This window comes from Pseudoalteromonas sp. SaAl2 (assembly GCF_052947895.1).
Window position 1 is genome coordinate 1,832,372 of record NZ_CM129605.1, and the last position, 19,908, is coordinate 1,852,279.

At 40.1% G+C, this 19,908-nt stretch carries 16 protein-coding genes, 1 tRNA gene and 1 pseudogene; 2 read left to right on the forward strand and 16 right to left on the reverse strand.

Annotated features, from left to right (window positions below):
• Nucleotides 1-114: 114 nt before the first annotated feature.
• The 4 genes and pseudogenes from ACU8V8_RS08860 to ACU8V8_RS08875 all read right to left on the reverse strand — a co-directional run bounded on the left by ACU8V8_RS08860 (nucleotide 115) and on the right by ACU8V8_RS08875 (nucleotide 5,975).
• Nucleotides 115-1,162: pseudogene (locus ACU8V8_RS08860) on the reverse strand (alkaline phosphatase D family protein).
• Nucleotides 1,159-2,286: an alkaline phosphatase family protein gene (locus tag ACU8V8_RS08865; protein WP_446889510.1), complete on the reverse strand. Its 1,128-nt coding sequence runs from the start codon at nucleotides 2,284-2,286 to the stop codon at nucleotides 1,159-1,161. Before ACU8V8_RS08865 ends, ACU8V8_RS08860 begins: the two are co-directional and overlap by 4 nt.
• Before the next feature lie 60 nt (nucleotides 2,287-2,346).
• Nucleotides 2,347-4,698, reverse strand: coding sequence for a TonB-dependent receptor domain-containing protein (locus tag ACU8V8_RS08870; protein ID WP_446889511.1), 2,352 nt, complete (start codon nucleotides 4,696-4,698; stop codon nucleotides 2,347-2,349).
• 233 nt (nucleotides 4,699-4,931) lie between these two features.
• Nucleotides 4,932-5,975: an alkene reductase gene (locus ACU8V8_RS08875; protein WP_446889512.1), complete on the reverse strand. Its 1,044-nt coding sequence runs from the start codon at nucleotides 5,973-5,975 to the stop codon at nucleotides 4,932-4,934.
• A 141-nt stretch (nucleotides 5,976-6,116) separates the two neighbouring features.
• Between ACU8V8_RS08875 and ACU8V8_RS08880 the strand changes: the two genes are divergently transcribed.
• Nucleotides 6,117-6,698 carry a TetR/AcrR family transcriptional regulator gene (locus ACU8V8_RS08880; RefSeq protein ID WP_417670387.1) on the forward strand — a complete coding sequence of 194 codons (582 nt, stop codon included), beginning with the start codon at nucleotides 6,117-6,119 and terminating at the stop codon, nucleotides 6,696-6,698.
• 78 nt (nucleotides 6,699-6,776) lie between these two features.
• On the forward strand, nucleotides 6,777-7,172 hold the full coding sequence (locus ACU8V8_RS08885; protein ID WP_446889513.1) for a DUF2750 domain-containing protein: 396 nt from the start codon (nucleotides 6,777-6,779) through the stop codon (nucleotides 7,170-7,172).
• A gap of 81 nt (nucleotides 7,173-7,253) precedes the next feature.
• Here the strand turns inward: ACU8V8_RS08885 and ACU8V8_RS08890 are convergent, their stop codons facing one another.
• From ACU8V8_RS08890 to nadA, 12 genes are all read right to left on the reverse strand, one after another.
• On the reverse strand, nucleotides 7,254-7,601 hold the full coding sequence (locus tag ACU8V8_RS08890; protein WP_446889514.1) for a hypothetical protein: 348 nt from the start codon (nucleotides 7,599-7,601) through the stop codon (nucleotides 7,254-7,256).
• Nucleotides 7,602-7,692: 91 nt separating this feature from the next.
• Complete coding sequence (locus ACU8V8_RS08895) at nucleotides 7,693-8,337, reverse strand: amino acid adenylation (RefSeq protein WP_446889515.1); 645 nt, start codon at nucleotides 8,335-8,337, stop codon at nucleotides 7,693-7,695.
• A gap of 4 nt (nucleotides 8,338-8,341) precedes the next feature.
• Nucleotides 8,342-8,839: an REP-associated tyrosine transposase gene (locus ACU8V8_RS08900; RefSeq protein ID WP_446889516.1), complete on the reverse strand. Its 498-nt coding sequence runs from the start codon at nucleotides 8,837-8,839 to the stop codon at nucleotides 8,342-8,344.
• A 446-nt stretch (nucleotides 8,840-9,285) separates the two neighbouring features.
• Nucleotides 9,286-9,849 carry a hypothetical protein gene (locus ACU8V8_RS08905; RefSeq protein WP_446889517.1) on the reverse strand — a complete coding sequence of 188 codons (564 nt, stop codon included), beginning with the start codon at nucleotides 9,847-9,849 and terminating at the stop codon, nucleotides 9,286-9,288.
• 120 nt (nucleotides 9,850-9,969) lie between these two features.
• A complete protein-coding gene (locus tag ACU8V8_RS08910; RefSeq protein WP_446889518.1) occupies nucleotides 9,970-11,142 on the reverse strand; it encodes a restriction endonuclease subunit S in 1,173 nt (390 codons plus the stop codon).
• Nucleotides 11,139-12,719: a type I restriction-modification system subunit M gene (locus ACU8V8_RS08915; protein ID WP_446889519.1), complete on the reverse strand. Its 1,581-nt coding sequence runs from the start codon at nucleotides 12,717-12,719 to the stop codon at nucleotides 11,139-11,141. The genes ACU8V8_RS08910 and ACU8V8_RS08915 overlap by 4 nt, the downstream gene beginning before the upstream one ends.
• Before the next feature lie 126 nt (nucleotides 12,720-12,845).
• Nucleotides 12,846-13,829, reverse strand: a complete 984-nt coding sequence (gene rhuM, locus ACU8V8_RS08920; RefSeq protein ID WP_446889520.1) for a RhuM family protein — start codon at nucleotides 13,827-13,829, stop codon at nucleotides 12,846-12,848.
• Nucleotides 13,830-17,273: a DEAD/DEAH box helicase family protein gene (locus tag ACU8V8_RS08925; protein WP_446889521.1), complete on the reverse strand. Its 3,444-nt coding sequence runs from the start codon at nucleotides 17,271-17,273 to the stop codon at nucleotides 13,830-13,832.
• Between the two features lie 70 nt (nucleotides 17,274-17,343).
• Nucleotides 17,344-17,643: a hypothetical protein gene (locus ACU8V8_RS08930; RefSeq protein WP_446889522.1), complete on the reverse strand. Its 300-nt coding sequence runs from the start codon at nucleotides 17,641-17,643 to the stop codon at nucleotides 17,344-17,346.
• Between the two features lie 98 nt (nucleotides 17,644-17,741).
• Nucleotides 17,742-18,479, reverse strand: coding sequence for a CRISPR-associated ring nuclease Csm6 (gene csm6, locus ACU8V8_RS08935; protein WP_446889523.1), 738 nt, complete (start codon nucleotides 18,477-18,479; stop codon nucleotides 17,742-17,744).
• A 147-nt stretch (nucleotides 18,480-18,626) separates the two neighbouring features.
• Nucleotides 18,627-18,714, reverse strand: a tRNA-Ser gene (locus ACU8V8_RS08940).
• Between the two features lie 152 nt (nucleotides 18,715-18,866).
• Nucleotides 18,867-19,907, reverse strand: coding sequence for a quinolinate synthase NadA (nadA, locus tag ACU8V8_RS08945; RefSeq protein WP_446889524.1), 1,041 nt, complete (start codon nucleotides 19,905-19,907; stop codon nucleotides 18,867-18,869).
• Nucleotide 19,908 lies beyond the last annotated feature (1 nt).

The following is a 19,908-nucleotide window of genomic DNA, read 5'->3' on the forward strand; positions in this document are numbered from 1 at the left end:
AAGATATTTTCAATTGCAGGGGTAGCCATTAACGATTAATGGCATTAATAAATCAGGAAGTTAGCTTTAAATTCGCACGCACAGAGCAAGGTTTACTCTGTGCGTAGCATTTTATTAGTATGGGCTAATACTGGATAAACTAAATTGGCTTTGCATTATGGTTTTGCCATCAATGTCTTTAAGCTGCAATGAGATAGCTGGATCTTTTTGCTGCCAATCAATACTCAAATCGCCATAGTTAACTTGATGAGTAAAATCACCTACACGGTGTTTATTAGGGCTAACATCTTTCCATTTTTCAGTCAGGCCTGAGCTGGTCATTTCTGTTAACGGGTAATCTAGGTTAGCGCTGTATTTTGAAATTTCCCCCAGTGTGTATCACCACTGATAATAATCACCCCATTCACACGATGCTTTTTAATCAGTGCGAATAACCGCGCGCGATCTTCAGGAAAATTAGCCCACGACTCCCACCCTGTAAAGTCAGGCAATAACTGTAAGCTTGAGCTTATTAATTTTATTGCCGCAGGCTTTTTAAGCTCTTGCTCAAGCCAAAGCCACTGAGTCTCACCCAGCATTGATGCACCCTTTACCTCAGTTGGGCTATATGGACCTTGATTATTTTCTTTGCGCTTAGTGTAATACTGCGTTTCGCTTACATGGTTAAGTGCGTCGCGGTTCCAGCGTAAATCTGGCATGATCACCTGCACTGTTTGTTCTCCTCACCATATGTATACGAGGTATAAATTCCATCGGGGCGCGTGCGGCGTATTGATTCTTTTGGTTCACCAAAAAAGTCGAGCATGATTTGTCGTGATTGCTCTTTGTGTGGGTATTCTTTGCCCGCATCATTTTGGCCAAAATCATGATCGTCCCACATCGCAATAATCGGCGTGTTAGCTTGCAGTGTTTTAAAACCTGGTTTTGCACCTAGCTTTTGGTACTTATCAGCCAATACTTGCATATCATTGGTATCGCCATAAATGTTATCGCCTAAAAAGATAAACAAGTCTGCATTTTCTTTATTGATCGCATCAAAAATGGGAATCGCTTTATCTTGGTGGCCACACGAACCAAACAGAATTTTACTTGGTGCAATTGCTGCAAAAGTATTAAAGCTTAAAAATACACTAATGATGAGGGCTGTTTTAAGTCGTTTCATTTTAAAACCTCGTTAATCGCAGGTGCCATATTTGGGTTAATTTGCTGTGGGTTTTGCCCTAGTGCTTTTAATACAGTGGCTGCAACCTGTGCTTGTTTAAATTCTTGATCCGTTTTTACTAAACCAGTTTGCTTTATAGTCGGTCCCATTGCTGCCAGCCATATATGTTCAGAGCCAACAATCCCATCAGGAAACGCTTTACGTCCTTGTTCTGATTTAGCCAATGCACGCTTTGAGCTATGGTGCTGCCAGTCATTAGCATGACTGCCACGGCCATGATCTGTAGTAACAATCAACGTCGTGTTATTTTTATATCCCTCCGTGGCTTGCAGTGTTTGCCACAAGTCCTTGATAAACGCATCACTTTGTTTAGCCGATTTTAAATAGTGGTCGTAGTGACCGTCGTGGGCAAAATCATCGGTTTCACCAAGGCTTATTACTAATAACTTTGGCTTTTTAGCCAGTAAATATGCTTTAGCAAAGCGATAAGTAAAGCTGTCTAAACGTACATTATGCCAAGGGCTAGGGATCTCATTTTGCATTGCATTAAGTAAGTTTGCATCATCTGATAACTCAGCATCAATGGGCATAAACCCCGCATTTACATACACACCACTGCGCTTATCATTGACAATAAACGGGAAAACATCCCAACTGCCAAATAATGCGGTTTTATTTTTGTATTCAGGCTGCTCGTGTAACAGCTCCAAAATGGTTTTATTTGGGTTATAGTTTTTATCGTTACTATTAATGTTTTTATCAACAGTACCGGTTAAAATTTCGTTATACCCCGGATATGAAAAATACCATGGGTTACTCACCGACATCTTGGAGTCATTATTTCTATCGCCAATAATAACGCCTTTATTCGCTATGGTTTGAGTGATAAATGGCATCAATAATTGCTGACGTTGTTTTAGGTTGTTATGCCAAAACTCACTGTTTAACTGGGCTTTGTTTTTTACAAAATCTGCATTGTTTATTAATGCTTCATCTGCACCGTTAAACACTTCTTGCCAACGTACACCATCGAGTGTCACTAACACTACATTTTGCGTGGCCCTTACCAACGTGCTGGTGATAACGAGCAGCCCTAAGACTGTTATTTTTAATATTGTGTTCATGAAGTTACCTTAAAAGCAAAAAGCCCATCATTGATGGGCTTTGTGATTTATGACTAATTTTTAAAAATTAGCTGTAAATGTCAGTGCTGCAGTACGTGGCGCACCAATAAAATAGGTAGAGCCATTACCAGTACCGCCACTCAAGTATTGCTTATCTGTCACATTTGTCACAGCAAAAGCAATATCTATTGATGTAAAAGCGCCTGCATTAACTTCAGCAAAATAGCCTGCATTAAAGTCAATCACGGTGTAACTGTCTACTTCGTTACGCGCACGTGTTTGTTCATCAGTCCATGCACCTAAACGCTCACCCGTATATTTTGCTGAGATACCAAAGCGAAAATCACCGCTGTAATAATCTGTAGAAAGCACAAACATGTCACTTGGGGAGTCAATGACATCATCACCGGCTCTAAAGCTAGGACCTGCACCATCAATCAGTTCGCCATTAGCGTATGAACTTGGGTCGTCAGATGCATATTCAGAGCTATTATTGGTATACGAGGTATACACATTCCACTCATTGGTTAGCATATAACTTGCAGATAATTCAAAGCCTTGTGATTCAATACCACCCACATTGATGTATGAACCGTTAGTACCGATGGTGTAATCAATACCACTGGTGTCACTGCCTGGAGCAATAAAGGTAATACGGTTTTCAAATTCAATTGAATAAGCAGTAGCAGTTAGACTTAAACGATCTGCTTGGTAACGTATACCAAAATCAATATTCTCAGCCGTCTCTGGTTCTATATCAGTCAGCGCCGAGCTATCACGTTCTAAAACTCCGTCTTTAATCGCGGCAAAGTTTTCACTGTAGCTGGTAAACAACTCAGTGCTGCTATTAAGCTGATAAAGCACACCTGCGCTGAATAAAACATCTGAATCACTATTTACTTTATCTGAGGTTATATCGTTAAAGTGGTCGTATTTTTGTAGCTCAACTAAGTATTGTTTCGCTCCAAGGTTTAAAGTGAAATCGCCAAATGCCATTGAGTCTTGTATGTACCACTTGAACGTATCTGTATCAAAGGTGTTTTTGTATTGTGTCCAATATGGCGTGCTATCAAAATGATGATATACACGAGCATCAATAACTTTGTGCCAATCACGTGACTCATCACGCTCCGATTGTTCATACCAAATACCCGCTTCGATATCATGCATACCAAACGTTACGCTATAATCTGCGGTTAAGCCTAAACGGTTTTTATCATAATGGGTGTGACGATACGACATAACCGGCGTTGCTGAATCATCATAACAAGCTGGGTTTAAACCAGGACCTGACTCCCACGGCCAACTTAGGCTTTCGGTACAGTTTTCATTAGGTGCGAGTGGATTACCGTCACTGTCTGCAAACCCATATGAACCCGCATTTGTTCCGCCTTCTGTTGTTGGGTTTCCTTCATCATCAACAGGGGTAGTTAAATAAGGCGGGATCCAATCTCCGCGGCCTGAATTTTTATGATAATACGGGCTGATAGTTAATAATGAAGATGGCGTAATCGCGTATTCAAATTTTACATAACCCAATGTATTTTCACGAAGCGTACCCCAACCTTCTGCAAACATTTGGTCAAAGTGCGGCGTGCCTGTCCAATTCCACGTGAGTTGATCCCAGTCAGGCGTTTGTGCAAATTGCTCAAGGCTTACGCTGTTATAGTTTGTTTCACTTACATCATCATACGATAAACGACCAGTAACCGTTAATGCATCAAAGTTAGATACAAACTTAGCTTCAGCGTGTTGATTGTCTTTACCGCCATTACTGCCATCACCAATCCAGCGGCTGGTGTCTGTTTGTGAATAACTCACATACGCTTGAGTGTTATCAAAAATAGTGCCCGTTTCATGCTTAAAGTAATAACGCGAGGCATCATGGTCGCCATTGGTATAGGCAAATGTAGTGCTTTTATCAAAGCTTGGATCTTTACTAACAAAGTTAAATGTACCGCCAAGTGCTTCAAGTGACGCAGATGCGATATCAGAGGTTCCTTGACCTACTTCTACAGTTGCAAGGTTTTCACTGTCTAAGTATCGATTCGCTTTAGCGCCACCACCATAGTTTGAGCCTCCATTTGGAATACCATCAACAGTCATACCCAGCTGTTGTTGATTACCATCAATACTAAAGCCTCGCATTGTAATGGTGGTCGACCAATCATCACCGCCAAAGGCATCACCTTCGTTTATACTAATGCCGGGTAAGTTATCAATAACAGCTAATACACTTGATACAGAACTTTGCTGTTCAAGCATTGAAGGCTCGATAACGTTATTAGCATAACTAGTTGGTTTAGCCACTACTGTAACTTCTTCTATTTCGGTGTCATTGGCAAAGCTATTTGAAGAAAAAGCCAAAGCAATAGCTAAGCTCAAAGTGGTTTTCTTATTGAAAGCGCGCATTGTTGTCCCATTTACAATTGTTGTTTTAAATTCGGGCAAAGTATGGCGACTTTAAATGACAGAAAAATTAGTTTTTACTTACCATACAGTTACAAGGGGATGTACTTTTTGTGGCTAGTAATAAGAAGATATAAGAAAAATCAACTAAATACAGCTCCGTATTTAGTTAAATCGAATTGAATTTTAACTAAGCGCACGGCTTTATTCATGCGCTTAGTGATAGAATCAAATAGCTATACCAAATCACTTAACATCGCATCATCATATTCAACGAGCTCTTTGTTATTTGCTATCTTATTAATATAATCTGGATTTGCAATAAACGGGCGACCTATTGCTATTAAATCAAATTGGTTATTGTTTATTGCCGCACTGGCAGATTCAAAACTATAACTGCCTACCCCAACTAAAGTACCTGTATAGTTAGCACGTAAATATTCTGAGGTTGTTTTGTCTTCTAAGCTTGTAAAGCGCATGCTGTCATCAAAAATACCACCATGTACGTAAGCAAGCTCTCGCGTATTCAATTTTGTTAATAAGTAATCAAAAACAGCTTTGTCGCGGTTATCTTCTTGCATATTAAAATAAGCACCTGGTGATAAGCGCAGTGCTGTTTTATCTGCGCCAATTGCAGCTATTACAGCATCAACTACTTCCAATGCAAAGCGCGACATATTCTCTGGCGTTTGACCATATACATCAGTGCGCTCATTGGCTGCATAATGTAAGAATTGGTCGATTAAATAGCCATTTGCGCCATGTATTTCTACACCATCAAAACCGGCTTCAATCGCATTTTCAGCCGCTTTTGCATAATCAGCCACTAGGCCTTTAATATCTTCAATAGTCGCCGCTTTTGGTGTTTGATAAGTCAGCTCACGCATTCTGGGTACTGACCCTTCTATGCCAATGGCTGAAGGTGCGAGCACTTCACCATCAAAAAAGTGAGGATGTGCAACACGGCCAACATGCCAAAGTTGGGCAAACATTTTACCGCCATTAGCATGTACGGCATCGGTTACTTTTTTCCAGCCTTGAATTTGTTCACTGCTAAATAAGCCTGGTACGTTAGGATAACCTTGTGCATCAGGGCGAATAATAGTCGCTTCACTGATAATTAAGCCAGCATCAGCGCGTCGTGCATAGTAATCTACCATAGCTTGTGTTGGCACTAAGTTGTCATCGCTCATGCAGCGGGTTAAGGGTGCCATTAATACACGGTTTTGCAGCTCAATGCTGTTATTAAGTTTAAACGGTTTGAGTAAATCTGTAGCCATTGTAATAAATCCTTATCTTGAGTATACATTCAAGATAAGGATGGTTAGCTTATTATTCAAGGGTAATTTTGAATATTTGTTCAAGATTAAGTAAACTAGAACATTAAGCCCTTCTTACACTATTTGCTATAGAGATAATTAATGAGAGTAGCTGAATTTGACCGCGAATACGTGTTACGCCAAGCCATGCTTGCATTTACACAATTTGGTTATGCTAAAACCAGTATGCAAAAGCTCACCCAAGTGACAGCTTTACATCCTGGCTCCTTATATGCTGCATTCAAAAATAAAAAAGGTCTTTTCCTCGCAGCTATTGAACAATATCAAACCGATAGAAACCAACAATTTACGGCTTTCTTTTGCGACAACAAACCCGTACTACCAAGCTTGCGCAAGTACATAGACTCTGTAGTAGCCGAGTGCCTAAGCGGCAACAGTATGAAAGTATGCCTGCTAACTAAAAGCATTAGTGAAATAGAAGGACAAGACGAGCAAATTAGTCTGGTATTAAGCGCGAATTTAAATGCCTATGAAAATGCCCTTGCAGCGCAGTTTACACGCGCTATAGCTCAGCAAGAGATTCAAACCACACGCACAGCAAAGCAACTTGCACGGTTTTTAGCCATGGGCCTTTATGGACTGCGAACCTATGCATTAACTAACAACAATATTGAAGACATAAATCAGCTAGCTAATGATTTATATACATCAATTACTAAATAATTTTAAAGCAATCGATAATCTGTCATATTAGTCAATATACTAAAGCAAGACGATAGCCAATCAAAAGTGAGCCTCTATATGAATAATGCAACAGCGAGCGCAACTGAAAAGTTCGAAACAATCCTTGGATTAGGAGCAAAAAAACGACTGGCATTTATGTTCGAAACCGTCCAAGAGTATAAACAAGTATGGATATTAAACGACGATGACGGCTGCGTTATGCTGGCAAATGAAGATGATGATTGTGTACCTGTATGGCCAGAGCGCATTTACGCAGAAGCCTGGGCCACTGGAGAATGGGAAAACTGCACCGCTAAAGCGATCCCATTAAAGGATTGGCAAAGCCGTTGGACCCCAGGCCTTGAGCAAGACGACTTACTTATCGCCGTATTCCCCACAGAAGAAGACGACGGCACCATTTTATTTCCTGATGAATTTGACTCACAATTAAGAGCGAAAAAGAAATGCTATTAATTTAATAGCGTAAAAAGCAAAAAAGCGACCTAGGGTCGCTTTTTTTATAATGGTATCTAATTTTACACTTTTTTGCTTGATCTATGCCTTGAGATTACCCTTGAGCGCTATAATTAATCGTTTTGCCTTATCGCTTTCAATCGAACGGGAATCCCCCATTTTATATCCAAATAATGATGTCGGTTTACTTGCGCTCGATTTCACAAATTCAGTTAATGCTTGTTGAGTTGTAAAAATTTTAAAGCCGTTTCTGCTCTCATGTAAAAACACTAACAAGTCGGCAAAATCAAGCTCAACCAATGTAGACTCTTCCATTATTTTTATAAAAATAGCAATCAACTCATCTGAGTAAATATGACCAAAATTATTTTTGATTTCGTCTATGATTCCGCCCTTTATCTCAGCGGAAAATGGTTGGTAATCTTTCAAAGTAAAATCCCTTTTAATGATCAGTTTAAAGAATTAACCAGCTCTTATTTTTTATGGTAATCACTAAAATTAATAATATTACTGGTATCTATTATTTCGTTTGATGAGCCAACATCTGTTGTTGGTCAGCGATAAGCGATTGGCAATAATGTAATAATCGCTCTATGGGTATAAACTTCTCTTTGCGGCGAGTTGCTTTATTAGTAATACGTTTAGGTTGGGTGTTTAAATAAATAGCTAACTCAATGGCAAGAGCTTTAGGTAACTCATAAAGCCCCTCTTCTTGTAGTGTTTGAGTAATCCAAAGGGCAGCATCGCTAATATGCCCACTTATACTCAAATCGGTATTTTTAACCCAGTGCGGCGTGAATTCTATTTTTGATAGCTCACTTAACAGCACCGCAATATCGCTGCGTGGTATTAACTGATACACCTCAAGCGTTTCAGCCATCATTAACTGCCATTCATACTCTAAGCGCTGAGTTAATTCTTGTTGTGATAGCTTTAAACTAACCGGTATAAAAAACGTAAAACGGCTATTCGCTTCACAAACAATGATTGTTTTTTCACGAGATTTATAGCTGTTATCAATTATCTGCAATTGCCAGTTAAAGCTATTATTATCGCTTATGAGTGTATTTACCCCCGCTTGTTTACCGAATTCATGTGGTAAGCGAGGTAAATCAGCTTTGAGGTATCTATTAAGCGCGTTTGAGGCGCTTAGACAAAGTAACATTTTATTATTCCCCACACCAATTGCGGCTATAGATACCTGATGCAACCGCTTTGTGAAAACTTGAATAAGGCCAGTCACTCACTCTTTTTACTAAACCATGTTTAAGTGGATTGAAGTGCACATAATTTACATGATGCCAATAATCTTGCTCATCACGGATAGTATGCTCCCAAAAGCGACGTTGCCATACGCCTCGTTCATTTTTATTCATACGTGCCTCAGATAGGTATTCTCTTTTAGGTAACCCTTTAGAAAAACGCTTTTTTATTTCACGCCATCGGCCAGAGTAGTCAAAATCCTCTTCGGGTAATGTTAGCACCGCATGAAGATGATCGGGTAACACAACCCACGCATCAATATGGAAAGGTTTATGTCTTTTAACCCAACGTACCGACTCACGTAGTAAATCAATGTGATCAACCAATAGTGATTTATTTCGCTCAAGCAAATTAACTGTGAAAAAATACGTCCCTCCAGCTTGATAATTTCGACGATACCTCATAAAACCTCCATGTAAAAAATGTAGGTTGGTTAAGTGACGGAGTCACGCCACCCAACAAACCAACAACATTCCAGCCGAATTACATTTATAATGCACAACCAATAATGTCGGATGACGCCTTCGGCTTATCCAACCTACGTAAGGTCAATACACGTAGGTTGGTTAAGTGACGGAGTCACGCTACCCAACAAACCAACAACATCCCAAGCCGTATTACATTTATAATGCACAACCAATAATGTCACAATTAACCCGACGTACAGTCGTAGGGTACTTCTTAATAACTATTAAACTCATTAAAACCCTGCTGCTGTTATTTTAAGCCGCTAAGTGTTTATCATTTTCTGCTTGGGTTGGTTAAAAACAAATTAGTGCCGTTGCTTTCAAAGCGCTTATTCCAAACCAAATCAAAATAAATACGGTGGTTTAAACCTATATCTGCCGCTTTATCTTTTAAAAAAGTTTTGTATATCTGCGTAGTGCTGCGCTGTCTCAATGTCTTTATATGTAAAGCGGCGTTTGATGCCTAAAGCCTTCGCTTCTTCTGTGGTAAATATAAATTCAGACTGAAAAATTTGGCTATCAAGGGGTAAAAATAGCCATGGTGTGGCGGTTTTTCTTGCTGGTGCAAAGTCCTCCCCCATTGCTACAAAATGCTCGAATACAATATCAACGGGCTTTCGTACTTTATTAAACGACTGCAACTGCGAAGGTTTAATGTTTTTACTCAGTTCAATTTTAAGCTCGCTACATAACTCGTTTGCAAGCTCGTTTAACTCTATTTCAGAGCTGAGATTATTGAGTGCATGTATTAAATAATCTTTCTTTTTAGTTAACACATCTCTAAAGGTGTGTGATGCGCCTAAGCAATTATTATTTTTACGATGAAAACCCCGATAGGTGTTTGAGCCTAAGCTTTTTAATACCAATGCCTCGTAGCTGAGTAATGGCGTAGGTGTTAAAAATACCGTATCGCCCACTTCATTCATGCGTTTTACTTGTTTCTGCATTTTTTATTTATCCTCACGCGTGAAATAAGCGTCTTGTTTTAAAAGCAGCGTGTCGGTTATGTTTTTATTTAATTCTCGTTGGCTCATTTAACATCCTTGTTCTTATTTTTATAAATAGCGTTATAGTTCGCCTGCAAAGGCTTTTTGGCTTAATGAGTTAAAAGCATCTTTCTTTAACTCATTAGAATTATTAAACTTTCTCTTAATCTCATTCATATTTTCAACAGTATTCGTAAAGCGAACTTGTTGTTCTATTGGGGGTAACGGTATATCCAGATCACGTAATATAGCTAGGTTGATATTTTTTTGAGCAGATTCAGGGGCGTTAGCTTCAAGAATTTTCTGCAAAAAACTAAGCCAAGTTTGAACATACTCTGTTGTAACTAATTGATTTGGTTTAAACCCGACTACACTGTCAGGGAAACACGCCTCAAAAGTTAAGATACCCGTTTTTGCAATATTTGCCGCAATAGTTATGCAAAGTGTCCCCGCTTTCCATTTTCTACTTTGAGCTAAACCAAAGTCAGAATAAGTTGCACTGTAAGATGTTATATATCCACCAGATTTGGCAACATCACCAGTCTGGATTAACGGATGTTCACCGCCTAATAACTTTGGATCATTTCTTGGCCTATGTTTGGACTTACCTCTGTCTAATACTCCAACTTCATCAAGTTTCTTAATGTCCCAGCCCTTTGAGTTAGTGACTGGATCGCCGAACATGTCTAGGAATACGCTGCGCAGGAAGTCGTCGGCGAGTTGGATAGCTTGTTGGCGTTTGCGGCGGATGGTGTCGGCCTTATCTAAAATCGCGGCTATACGTTTTTGCTCGTCCAGTGGTGGTAATGGGATTTTAAAGCTTTTGAGATCTTTGGCTGATAAATTAGGTTGCGCTGCACCATTCTCAAATTGATTAATTTCTCTTTGACATAAAGGACTGCCTAAATAATGCTTTAGAAAATTCAAATTGATTTTTTCATTGTTTCTTATTATCACTAATGAAGAAGCTATAGCGCCACGCTCGATTCCTTTAACGATGGCAAACTTACCTAAAGAGCCTCTTAAACAAAATAAAATATCATTTTCTTTGACTTTACCATTGCTTAGCAAATTATAACGTTCTTCCGAAATGTAATTAAAAGAGCTTCGGTTTAACTCTTCACCAGATAAATTACCTGCACTAATGAAAGGAACACCTTCTTTAACAAATGAACCTTTTGATGGGTAATTTTTACCTCTATCACCATTTATAAAAACCGCAACCTCACCCAATTTTACCAACGGCAAACTCACAACATCCCCTCCAGCTCTTTAAGATCAGCCAATATTTCGTTCTCTAAGCTCACTAATTTACCTAAGATCTCTTTTGGCGGATCGTACGTTTCCTCTTCGTATACCACTTCTTTATAGCGGTTGATTGAAAGGTCGTATTTATTGCTGGCTATGTCGTCTTTACTGACCCAAAAGGCTTTCTGGGTTTTATCGTTTTTATCACTGGTCGCTATGGCTTTATCACGCGTTTTAAATTCGCTGATCAGGCTTGGTAAGTCGTTGGCTTTTATTGGAGTGCGCTTGTCGTCAAGGCTAAAACCATCGGCTTGTACATCGTAAAACCATACGTGATCGGTGCTGCCGCCTTTGGTAAATATAAGTATCGCGGTGGAAACTCCAGCATAGGGTTTAAACACACCGCTTGGCAATGAGATTACCGCTTCTAGCTGGTTGTTATCTACCAGCATTTTACGCAGTTGTACGTGCGCTTTTGATGAGCCAAATAATACGCCGTCGGGTACGATAGTGGCAGATTGGCCGCCTATTTTTAGCATGCGCTCAATAAGGGCAACAAACAGCAGCTCGGTTTTTTTAGTTTTTACTTTACGTAATAACTCAGGGCATACGTCTTCTTCGTCTAGGCTGCCTTTAAATGGCGGGTTGGCGAGTATTATGTCAAAGCCTTCTTTTGCTTTTTGCGGGTAGTGCTCTTTAAAGTTTTGGCTTAGGGTATCTTGATAATGAATGCCCGGTTGTTTAATACCGTGCATTACTAGGTTCATGGCGGCTACGCGTAGCATGGTGGCGTCAAAGTCAAAGCCGTTGAACATGTGAGCATCTATGTGGCTGCGCTGCTCTGGGGTTATTAAATCGCCTGAGTAGAGACAATTTTCAAGCGGTTTGCCGCTGTCATCACATTGTACGTTGCCATCTACATCAAACACAGGTTCGCGGTTGATGCCCTCGGCTGAGGTGTATTTTTGTAATAGGTATTCGTAACTTACCGACAAAAAGCCACCAGTGCCGGTTGATGGGTCGCATATTTGGCTGGTTACATCTGGATCCATCATTTCGACCATGGCGCGTATAATATGGCGCGGCGTTCTAAATTGGCCGTTAATACCTGCTGTGGTGAGTTTACTAAGCAAGTATTCGTACAAATCGCCTTTGGTGTCTGAGTTTTCAAGTGGTAAGTCGTTTACCATTTCAACGGCTTTTACCAATAAGCTTTGCTTTTGGATCATCAATTGCGCGTCTTTCATAAACTCGTTAAATACCGCGCCTTCTGGCGATACGTCGCCTGAGGTTTTTGAAAAGTACGGAAACAGCTCGTCTTTAACCAGTTTGTATAACTCTTCTGCCCCTAAATGGCGTAGGTTTTGCCAACGAATGTGTTGCTCGGCGTCGTTAAAGCGGCGGTTAAACGGCTGCTTAGTACGTGCGCTTCGTTTTTCGTCGGCTTGCTCGTTCATGTCGAGCATACGGGCGTACATTAAAAAAGTAATTTGCTCTACTACGGTCAGCGGGTTAGTGATGCCGCCTGTCCAAAATTCTTCCCATAGCTTGTCTATTTTACTTTTTAAAGGTCCGGTGATCATAGTATTCCTAGTCTGAGCGCTTTATAACGCTCGTTGTATTGATTAAATTTTTATATCACATTGTTGGATGATGCTCGGACTTATCCAACATCGTCGGATGGCGCTTTGGCTTATCCGACCTACGTTTTATGCTATTTCAGTTTGGCTTAATAAATTTTCGATTAAGCGAATAATGGTGTCTTTTTCTTTTGGGTTTGACTCTGCTACTAATAAAGTAATAGCCGCTAACCCTGTATCGTTTATTACTGGTTGATAATACTCGTTTAGCAGGCGTTGATTGCGATTTAGAAAATCGACAAATAAAAATGCTGCAGTGCGTTTATTGCCATCACTAAACGGGTGGTTTTTAACAACAAAATATAATAAATGTGCGGCTTTACTTTCTACGCTTGGGTAAGCAGGTTCACCGAATACGGTTTGATCTAACGCTCCCCAAATAGCTGCTAAACCATCATCACGTTCTTGTGCAAATAGCTTGGTAGCTTCGCCTTTGTTCATAAGGTTTTGCTTAAGCTGAGTAATCGCGGCTTTTGCATCATTAAGTGGTGTAAGTGCGCCGCCTAACTCCCCTTTTGGTGAATTAAGCAGTCCTTCATCATACTGTTGTAGCCATAAGAAGGTTTGCGTGTAACTGGCAATTATATCTACAAGCCCTGCTCCAAACTCACTGTTTTGTGGCAAAACAGCAATACGTTTAACGAGTTGTAATGCGTTATTAAGCTCTGTTGCGTTTTGCGCTAGTCGCTCTTGGTTTAAGGTGTAGCCTTTTAATAAGTGCTGCTTTAACGTTTTAGTCGCCCATTGGCGAAAGCGCACCCCATTTTTAGATTTAACGCGATAACCCACTGATATAATAACGTCGAGATTATAATGGCTTACAGTATAACTTTTACCATCTGAGGCAGTTGTCCGGAAATTCCGGACAACTGCCTCTTCTATTAATTCTTCATCTTTAAAAATATTACGAATATGTTCAGACACTGTACGTTTGTTTTTATCAAACAATACTGCCATATCTGCTTGAGTAAGCCATACTGACTCGTTCTTTAATGAAACTGATAATTGTAAGGCACCATCATCAGATTGAAACACTTCTACTTGATTGACCATTTACAGCCTCACCTCTTTTTCAACAGATTGATTTTTATCACCCAATTCTACATCAAACTGCTTAATAAATTGTTCGATTACGTCGGCTTGTTGCTGGCTAAATATGCCGTCTAGCCCCATGTCGTGTATTTGGGTAAAAGGTGCATCGTAAAGCTGGGCTATTTCGATAGAGCCGTGGCGAATTAAATGGTTTTTTAGCATACCAATAAAGCGCTGTTGTTTAGAGTTTACGTGAGTATGTATTTGCTGCACAAAGGTAGTGAAACTTTGTTCTATGGCGTTTTTATCCATGCCGACTATGGTACGCAATATTTTGTCGAGCGTCGCGGTTGATTCGGGAAAAAACTCTTTTAATGTATTTAAATCTACACTTGGGTTTTGCGTATGCACTAACGAGCTTAATTGCGCTAAGTCAGCTTCGGTTACTGGTTCGCCACTGCGAATTTTTTTCAGTACGCTGTCGGTTTCAAATAACGGGGTAAGTGTTTTTTCAACCTCTTGGCGGTATATTTGATAATCAATAGAGACTATTTTTGTCAGCCTGTCGGTTTCTTTAATTTGATTTTCGTCTTCTTTTATATCTAGCACAAACTCGGGTGGTGGCGGCGTTACGCTTTTATTACGCAAATGTATAATGCTGTGTAAGTCAGTGCGGCTTTGCTCAAGTGCAGCATGTGTTAAATATTGCCAATATTGATCTGTTTGTATTTCTGCTATTGCTGGGGCCTTTGTGCGTACTTCGTTTAAGTGCATTTGTAGCGACTCAACTTTGCTCATCACATTTTGTTTAGCTAGATCAATTTGGTTTGCATCAGTTAATAAAAGTGTTTGGATAACTGTTATTTCACTATCTAGTTTATACGCTTCACTTTGCCCCATAATGTTACGCCATTGCATCAGCGGCGCGACTTTTTCGAGTAAGTCGCTGGCTGTGTTAGGCGCAAATTGATTAAGGCGTTTTAGGTCTTTATAGGTTTCGACCACTTGCCAGTTGTCGCGCACTGATATTGATTCCATTGGTAGTAAACAAATATCATCGTGAATTAATTTAATTGTTTGATCAAACACATCCATATTGGCTTTTTTGAGGGCCGTTTGTGCAAGGATTACACGCGCTTCAAATAGCTTTTGCAGTAACGATTTAGCTTGTTTTACGTCTTCTTCTTCTGGGTTTTCGTCAAAGTATTCAAAGTTTGCCCAGTGATCGAATATTAAAAAGTGAGTTTTGTGTTTGCCTGTGCCGTATAGGTTTTCGCATAAGCGTGTGCCACGGCCGATCATTTGCCAAAACTTTACTTTTGATTTTATGGGTTTTGCAAATACGAGGTTTACGCATTCAGGTACGTCTATACCGGTGTCGAGCATATCAACCGATACCGCAATACGCATGCTGTTTTCGTCGCTTGATTTAAAATCGTCTATTAGCTCTTCGGCGCGTTCGTACTTTGAGTGAATAACGCGGCAAAAATTAGCACCGTGCTGTGGGTAAAGCTCGCTAAACAGCTGCGCCATTAATTCGGCGTGGGCTATGTTTCGGGCAAATATGATTGTTTTACCTGGCAGTTGGCCGTCTTTATCACGCAGGCCTTTTTCCATTAAGTTACGCAGTATTAGCCTGTTAGTGTCTTTATTTTTAATGGCTTCGTCTATTTGTTTTGCGTCAAAATCGAGCTCATTAGGGTCAATGCCTTGCTCTTCTAATTGCGCTATTTGCTCATCGGTTAGGTTGTCTTTTTTAATGCCTTCGCGCAAAAACTGTGTGGTGTAACTTACAATTTTGTAAGGCACTAAGTTACCTTGTTCTATGGCGTCTTCAAGTGGGTAGTTGGCTGTGGGTAGTTTGTAATCGCACCCAAACAAATCACAGGTTGACCGCGATACCATTTCTACCGGTGTAGCAGTTAAGCCTACTTCTAGCGCGTCAAAGTATTTAAAAATATCACCGTAAATATTGTAAATTGAACGGTGGGATTCGTCCGCTACTATTAGGTCAAAATAACCTACATCGTACTTGTTCATTATGCGTAGCATGCCTGGATACGTTGCGATAAACACCCGCGCGCTGGCTGCGGTGTTTTTAGCGCTTTTGCCTACGATATGAACTGGCTCTTTGGTGAATTCGGTAAAGGCATTACCCGCTTGTTTACGCAGCTCTTTTCGGTCACATAAAAACAGTACGCGCTTAGCCCAACCCGCATCAAGCAGCCGTTTGGCAAGGGCAATAGATACGCGTGTTTTACCTGTGCCAGTTGCTTGTACAATAAGCGCTTTACGGTGTTTATCACTAAAACGCTCACATACTCGGGTAATTGTTTCCATTTGATACAAACGCCCTGCTACTGCGGTATCAATCGGCGTGGTGTTTAGGTCTTTTTTAAGTGTGCGCTGCTTTATTAAATACTGCAGTGAGTCTTTAGAGTAGTAACCGTATAAGCCTCTGCTGTTATAGCCTTGTGCATCGTCGAGTATTTTAATATCCCAGCCGTTTGAATAAAAAATCACGGGCCGCTGGCCATATTGTTTTTCAAGCGCGTTAGCATAAAGCATTGCTTGCTGACGGCCTTTTTCGATATTTTCGCGAGAGCGCTTTGCCTCAATTACCGCAAGGGGTTTGCCGTCGTCATCCCATAATACGTAATCAACATAGCCTACGCCTGTTGTTGTAGGTTGGTCTGTTACTTTTACTTCTTTGCCTACGTCTTCCGTTGACTCGTCATCAAGTGCTACATGCCAACCTGCATTACGTAAGTCTAAATCGATAATACGTTTACGGGTTTCATCTTCGTTAAAGTTAAAACTAGAGTTAACAATTTGCTCATTGCGGGTTTTAACCTGAGTCAGCTTTTCTGCATCAATAGTTTGTTTTAGTTTTGCTGCTCGCTGCTGTGCTTGTTTTTGTGCAAGCTCTGCGGCTTCTAGTTCGTCAAGTGCGCGCTTTAAACGAGCCTGATTTTCAGCTAGCTGCTGAGTGAGTTGCTTGTTCTTTTTTGCAAACTCTAAATCACTTTGATTAGTAGGCTGTGTTTGTTCGGGTGCTTTAAACTCTGGGCATTCTTGCTGTGTTCCATTGGCGTACGCCATAAATAAATAAGAAGCGACGAAGTAGCTTTCTTTTAATATCCAAATAGCTTGTTGTTGGTCAACTTTGCCTTCGTGGGCAGCTTGGTTGCCACTTTTACGGATGGCGTGAAGCTTATCGGTTATTATACGCGGCACTGCACTGGTAAAGTCGTCGGCGGTAAGTTTATCGAAAATATTAGAATTAGGAAAAACAGGTAAACGCAGCTCGTGATATAAGTAGCCAACGACTTTTTCAGCAAAGCAGCGTAATTTTACCAATGAGCTTTGTGGATCGCTAATAGCGTAGTCTTCAGCAAAGGCTGCAAGTTGGTGGAGCTCAGGCCATTTTGACTGAATATGTTCAAAGTTCATTGATTGCTTCATTCTTTGTTACTTCCTTATGTACTAATCTACCAAGCATTATTATTTTTATGCGTTTACAAGCTTGTAAATATTACTGTGTTAAATCTATTTTTATATCATGTGTAATTGCATTTAACCAATAATGCGTAGCAAGGGTTTGTTTTTGAGATGAAATGGCTATTTTATTTGCTAATTCGTTCGGTAGTAACTTATTTATTTTTGTATTAATACGACTACGTGATTGTTGTACAAATGTTTTTTCCATTGCTTTTAATTGCGTATGTAAGTTATCTCTGAAGTCTTCAGGCTCTATACCAAACGTATCTCTAAATACGCGTAGGTCATTGCTATTTTCTTGTAAAATATATAGATATTCCTTGCTATGGCGCAATGACTCTTCAAAATCACGATCAACTATTAATTTTGCATTTTCACTTAGGGTGCATTGTAAAAGCCATAAATAAAAAGCACATTCTTTTGCGGTAAGTTTTATTTCAATACCTGCAAAGGTGAGTGTTTTAGCTTTTGCATTGATTTCAAGCGATAGATTTTTTTATGTATTGAATTTAAGCTTGCAACTGTTTGGCTAAATGAAGCACTTTGCATGTTACTTATAAGTGTTTCATCTATAGATTGGCGCATCCGAACAAATGGGATCTCAGCAAGTGTGACTTGGGCATTTTTGCAATTAATTAATGCTCCATCTTTGCCCTTAATCATGTGGTTGTATGAAGTGGGGTAATAAAAGTCGCGTACAAACTCGAATTCATCATTAACAAAAACATGACTTAGAGTGTCTTGCTCTCTACCAAGAAGCGACATTGCATAACCTAAATAAAACGCCATTGTTTTGCGGCCACCCGCAATAGAAGCATGAATACTAAGATTGTTCTTACTGGTGAGCTCAAAGACCTTACGGGTGATAAAATCAGCCATGTATGTTTGTTCTAATTCTGATTTTGCATCATCAATAGGTTGGCCGTTTTCGTCTTCTATTAGCCATATATTTTCTTCAGTAAAATTTATAGCTGGGAGTTGGTAATCTTCGATGAGTTTGGCTAATTGAGCTTGCTTAAATAGCCCATCAGTAAGTATACCTAATGTGCTTTTCGTAGTAATAACAAAGATTTCGTCGGGGAATTGCTTGCTCTGCTGATTGATAGCAAAAAGGGTTTCTGTTAAAACTTGTGGGCTCGCGCCTGTGACAATAAGGAGTATGTGCTTCATCAAAGATCCTTTTGTTGAATTAATAGCATCATAGCCAAATTTTAAACTGAATGGAACTTGTTTGAGTTCAATGGATTACATTGATGCTTTGGAGATATTTTAACAGGCATAAAAAAGGACGTCATGAGACGTCCTGATATTGAATAATGGCGGTGACGGAGAGATTCGAACTCTCGAAAGGTTGCCCTTTACACACTTTCCAGGCGTGCTCCTTCAGCCACTCGGACACGTCACCGCAAGCGTTATTTTATAACGCGGCGTAATAGTATGAAATAGCGCACAATGGTGCAAGGTGTTTTTCAGCATTGTATTTCAATTGCTTAGTATATAAACAAAAAAGGCCGTTAATCTTTAAATTAATGACCTTTTGCAATAACGCTTACGATATTAACGCTGTAATGATGCTGAAAAATCAAGCATACGATTAAGCGACTTGAGTGCGCCTTCTCGAAGACCCATATCTACAAACACTTCTTTACCAGTTGCATCGAGTAATGCTTCCTCGATTGCTTTAAGGCCGTTCATTGCCATCCACGGGCAATGCGCACAACTTTTACAGGTTGCGCCTTCACCTGCCGTTGGTGCTGCTACGAATTCTTTATCTGGGCATAGCTGCTGCATTTTATAAAAAATACCGCGATCAGTCGCCACTATAAACTTTTGGTTATCCATTGTTTGCGCCGCTTTGATCAATTGACTGGTTGAGCCAACGGCATCAGCTAACGCAACTATTTCAGCGGGTGACTCTGGGTGTACCAATACGCCTGCATCAGGATAAAGTGCTTTCATATCTTTTAACGCTTTAGTTTTAAACTCATCATGTACAATACACGCGCCATCCCACATGATCATATCAGCGCCAGTGTTCTTCTTAATGTAAGCGCCAAGGTGCTTATCTGGGCCCCAGATGATCTTTTCGCCCATTTCATCAAGGTGTTCAACAATTTCAAGTGCGCATGATGAAGTAACAATCCAATCAGCACGTGCTTTAACTGCTGTTGATGTATTGGCGTATACAACCACTTTACGATCAGGGTGCTCGTCACAAAACGCAGAAAACTCATCAATTGGACAACCAATATCAAGCGAGCATGTTGCTTCAAGCGTTGGCATAACGACGGTTTTATTTGGCGTTAAAATTTTAGCTGTTTCACCCATAAAGCGAACACCAGCAACAATGATCATATCTGCATCATGCTTTGCGCCAAAACGCGCCATTTCTAATGAATCGGCGACACAGCCACCGGTTTCTTCAGCAAGTGCTTGAATTTCAGGATCAGTATAATAATGGGCAACCAGTACCGCATTCTTATCTATTAATAGTTGTTTTATACGTGCCTTATACTGTGCTTGCTCATCAATATTTAATGGAGCTGGCTTAGGAGGAAAGATGTATCCTTCAGGCATAATAGTTTGAGCTAAACTCATT

What these genes read in the sequence shown, in the direction of transcription:
- ACU8V8_RS08865 (WP_446889510.1), bottom strand. Translation starts at nt 2,286, where the DNA reads ATGAACACAATATTAAAAATAACAGTCTTAGGGCTGCTCGTTATCACC.
- ACU8V8_RS08870 (WP_446889511.1), bottom strand. Translation starts at nt 4,698, where the DNA reads ATGCGCGCTTTCAATAAGAAAACCACTTTGAGCTTAGCTATTGCTTTG.
- ACU8V8_RS08875 (WP_446889512.1), bottom strand. Translation starts at nt 5,975, where the DNA reads ATGGCTACAGATTTACTCAAACCGTTTAAACTTAATAACAGCATTGAG.
- ACU8V8_RS08880 (WP_417670387.1), top strand. Translation starts at nt 6,117, where the DNA reads ATGAGAGTAGCTGAATTTGACCGCGAATACGTGTTACGCCAAGCCATG.
- ACU8V8_RS08885 (WP_446889513.1), top strand. Translation starts at nt 6,777, where the DNA reads ATGAATAATGCAACAGCGAGCGCAACTGAAAAGTTCGAAACAATCCTT.
- ACU8V8_RS08895 (WP_446889515.1), bottom strand. Translation starts at nt 8,337, where the DNA reads ATGTTACTTTGTCTAAGCGCCTCAAACGCGCTTAATAGATACCTCAAA.
- ACU8V8_RS08900 (WP_446889516.1), bottom strand. Translation starts at nt 8,839, where the DNA reads ATGAGGTATCGTCGAAATTATCAAGCTGGAGGGACGTATTTTTTCACA.
- ACU8V8_RS08905 (WP_446889517.1), bottom strand. Translation starts at nt 9,849, where the DNA reads ATGCAGAAACAAGTAAAACGCATGAATGAAGTGGGCGATACGGTATTT.
- ACU8V8_RS08915 (WP_446889519.1), bottom strand. Translation starts at nt 12,719, where the DNA reads ATGATCACCGGACCTTTAAAAAGTAAAATAGACAAGCTATGGGAAGAA.
- rhuM (WP_446889520.1), bottom strand. Translation starts at nt 13,829, where the DNA reads ATGGTCAATCAAGTAGAAGTGTTTCAATCTGATGATGGTGCCTTACAA.
- ACU8V8_RS08925 (WP_446889521.1), bottom strand. Translation starts at nt 17,273, where the DNA reads ATGAAGCAATCAATGAACTTTGAACATATTCAGTCAAAATGGCCTGAG.
- csm6 (WP_446889523.1), bottom strand. Translation starts at nt 18,479, where the DNA reads ATGAAGCACATACTCCTTATTGTCACAGGCGCGAGCCCACAAGTTTTA.
- nadA (WP_446889524.1), bottom strand. Translation starts at nt 19,907, where the DNA reads ATGAGTTTAGCTCAAACTATTATGCCTGAAGGATACATCTTTCCTCCT.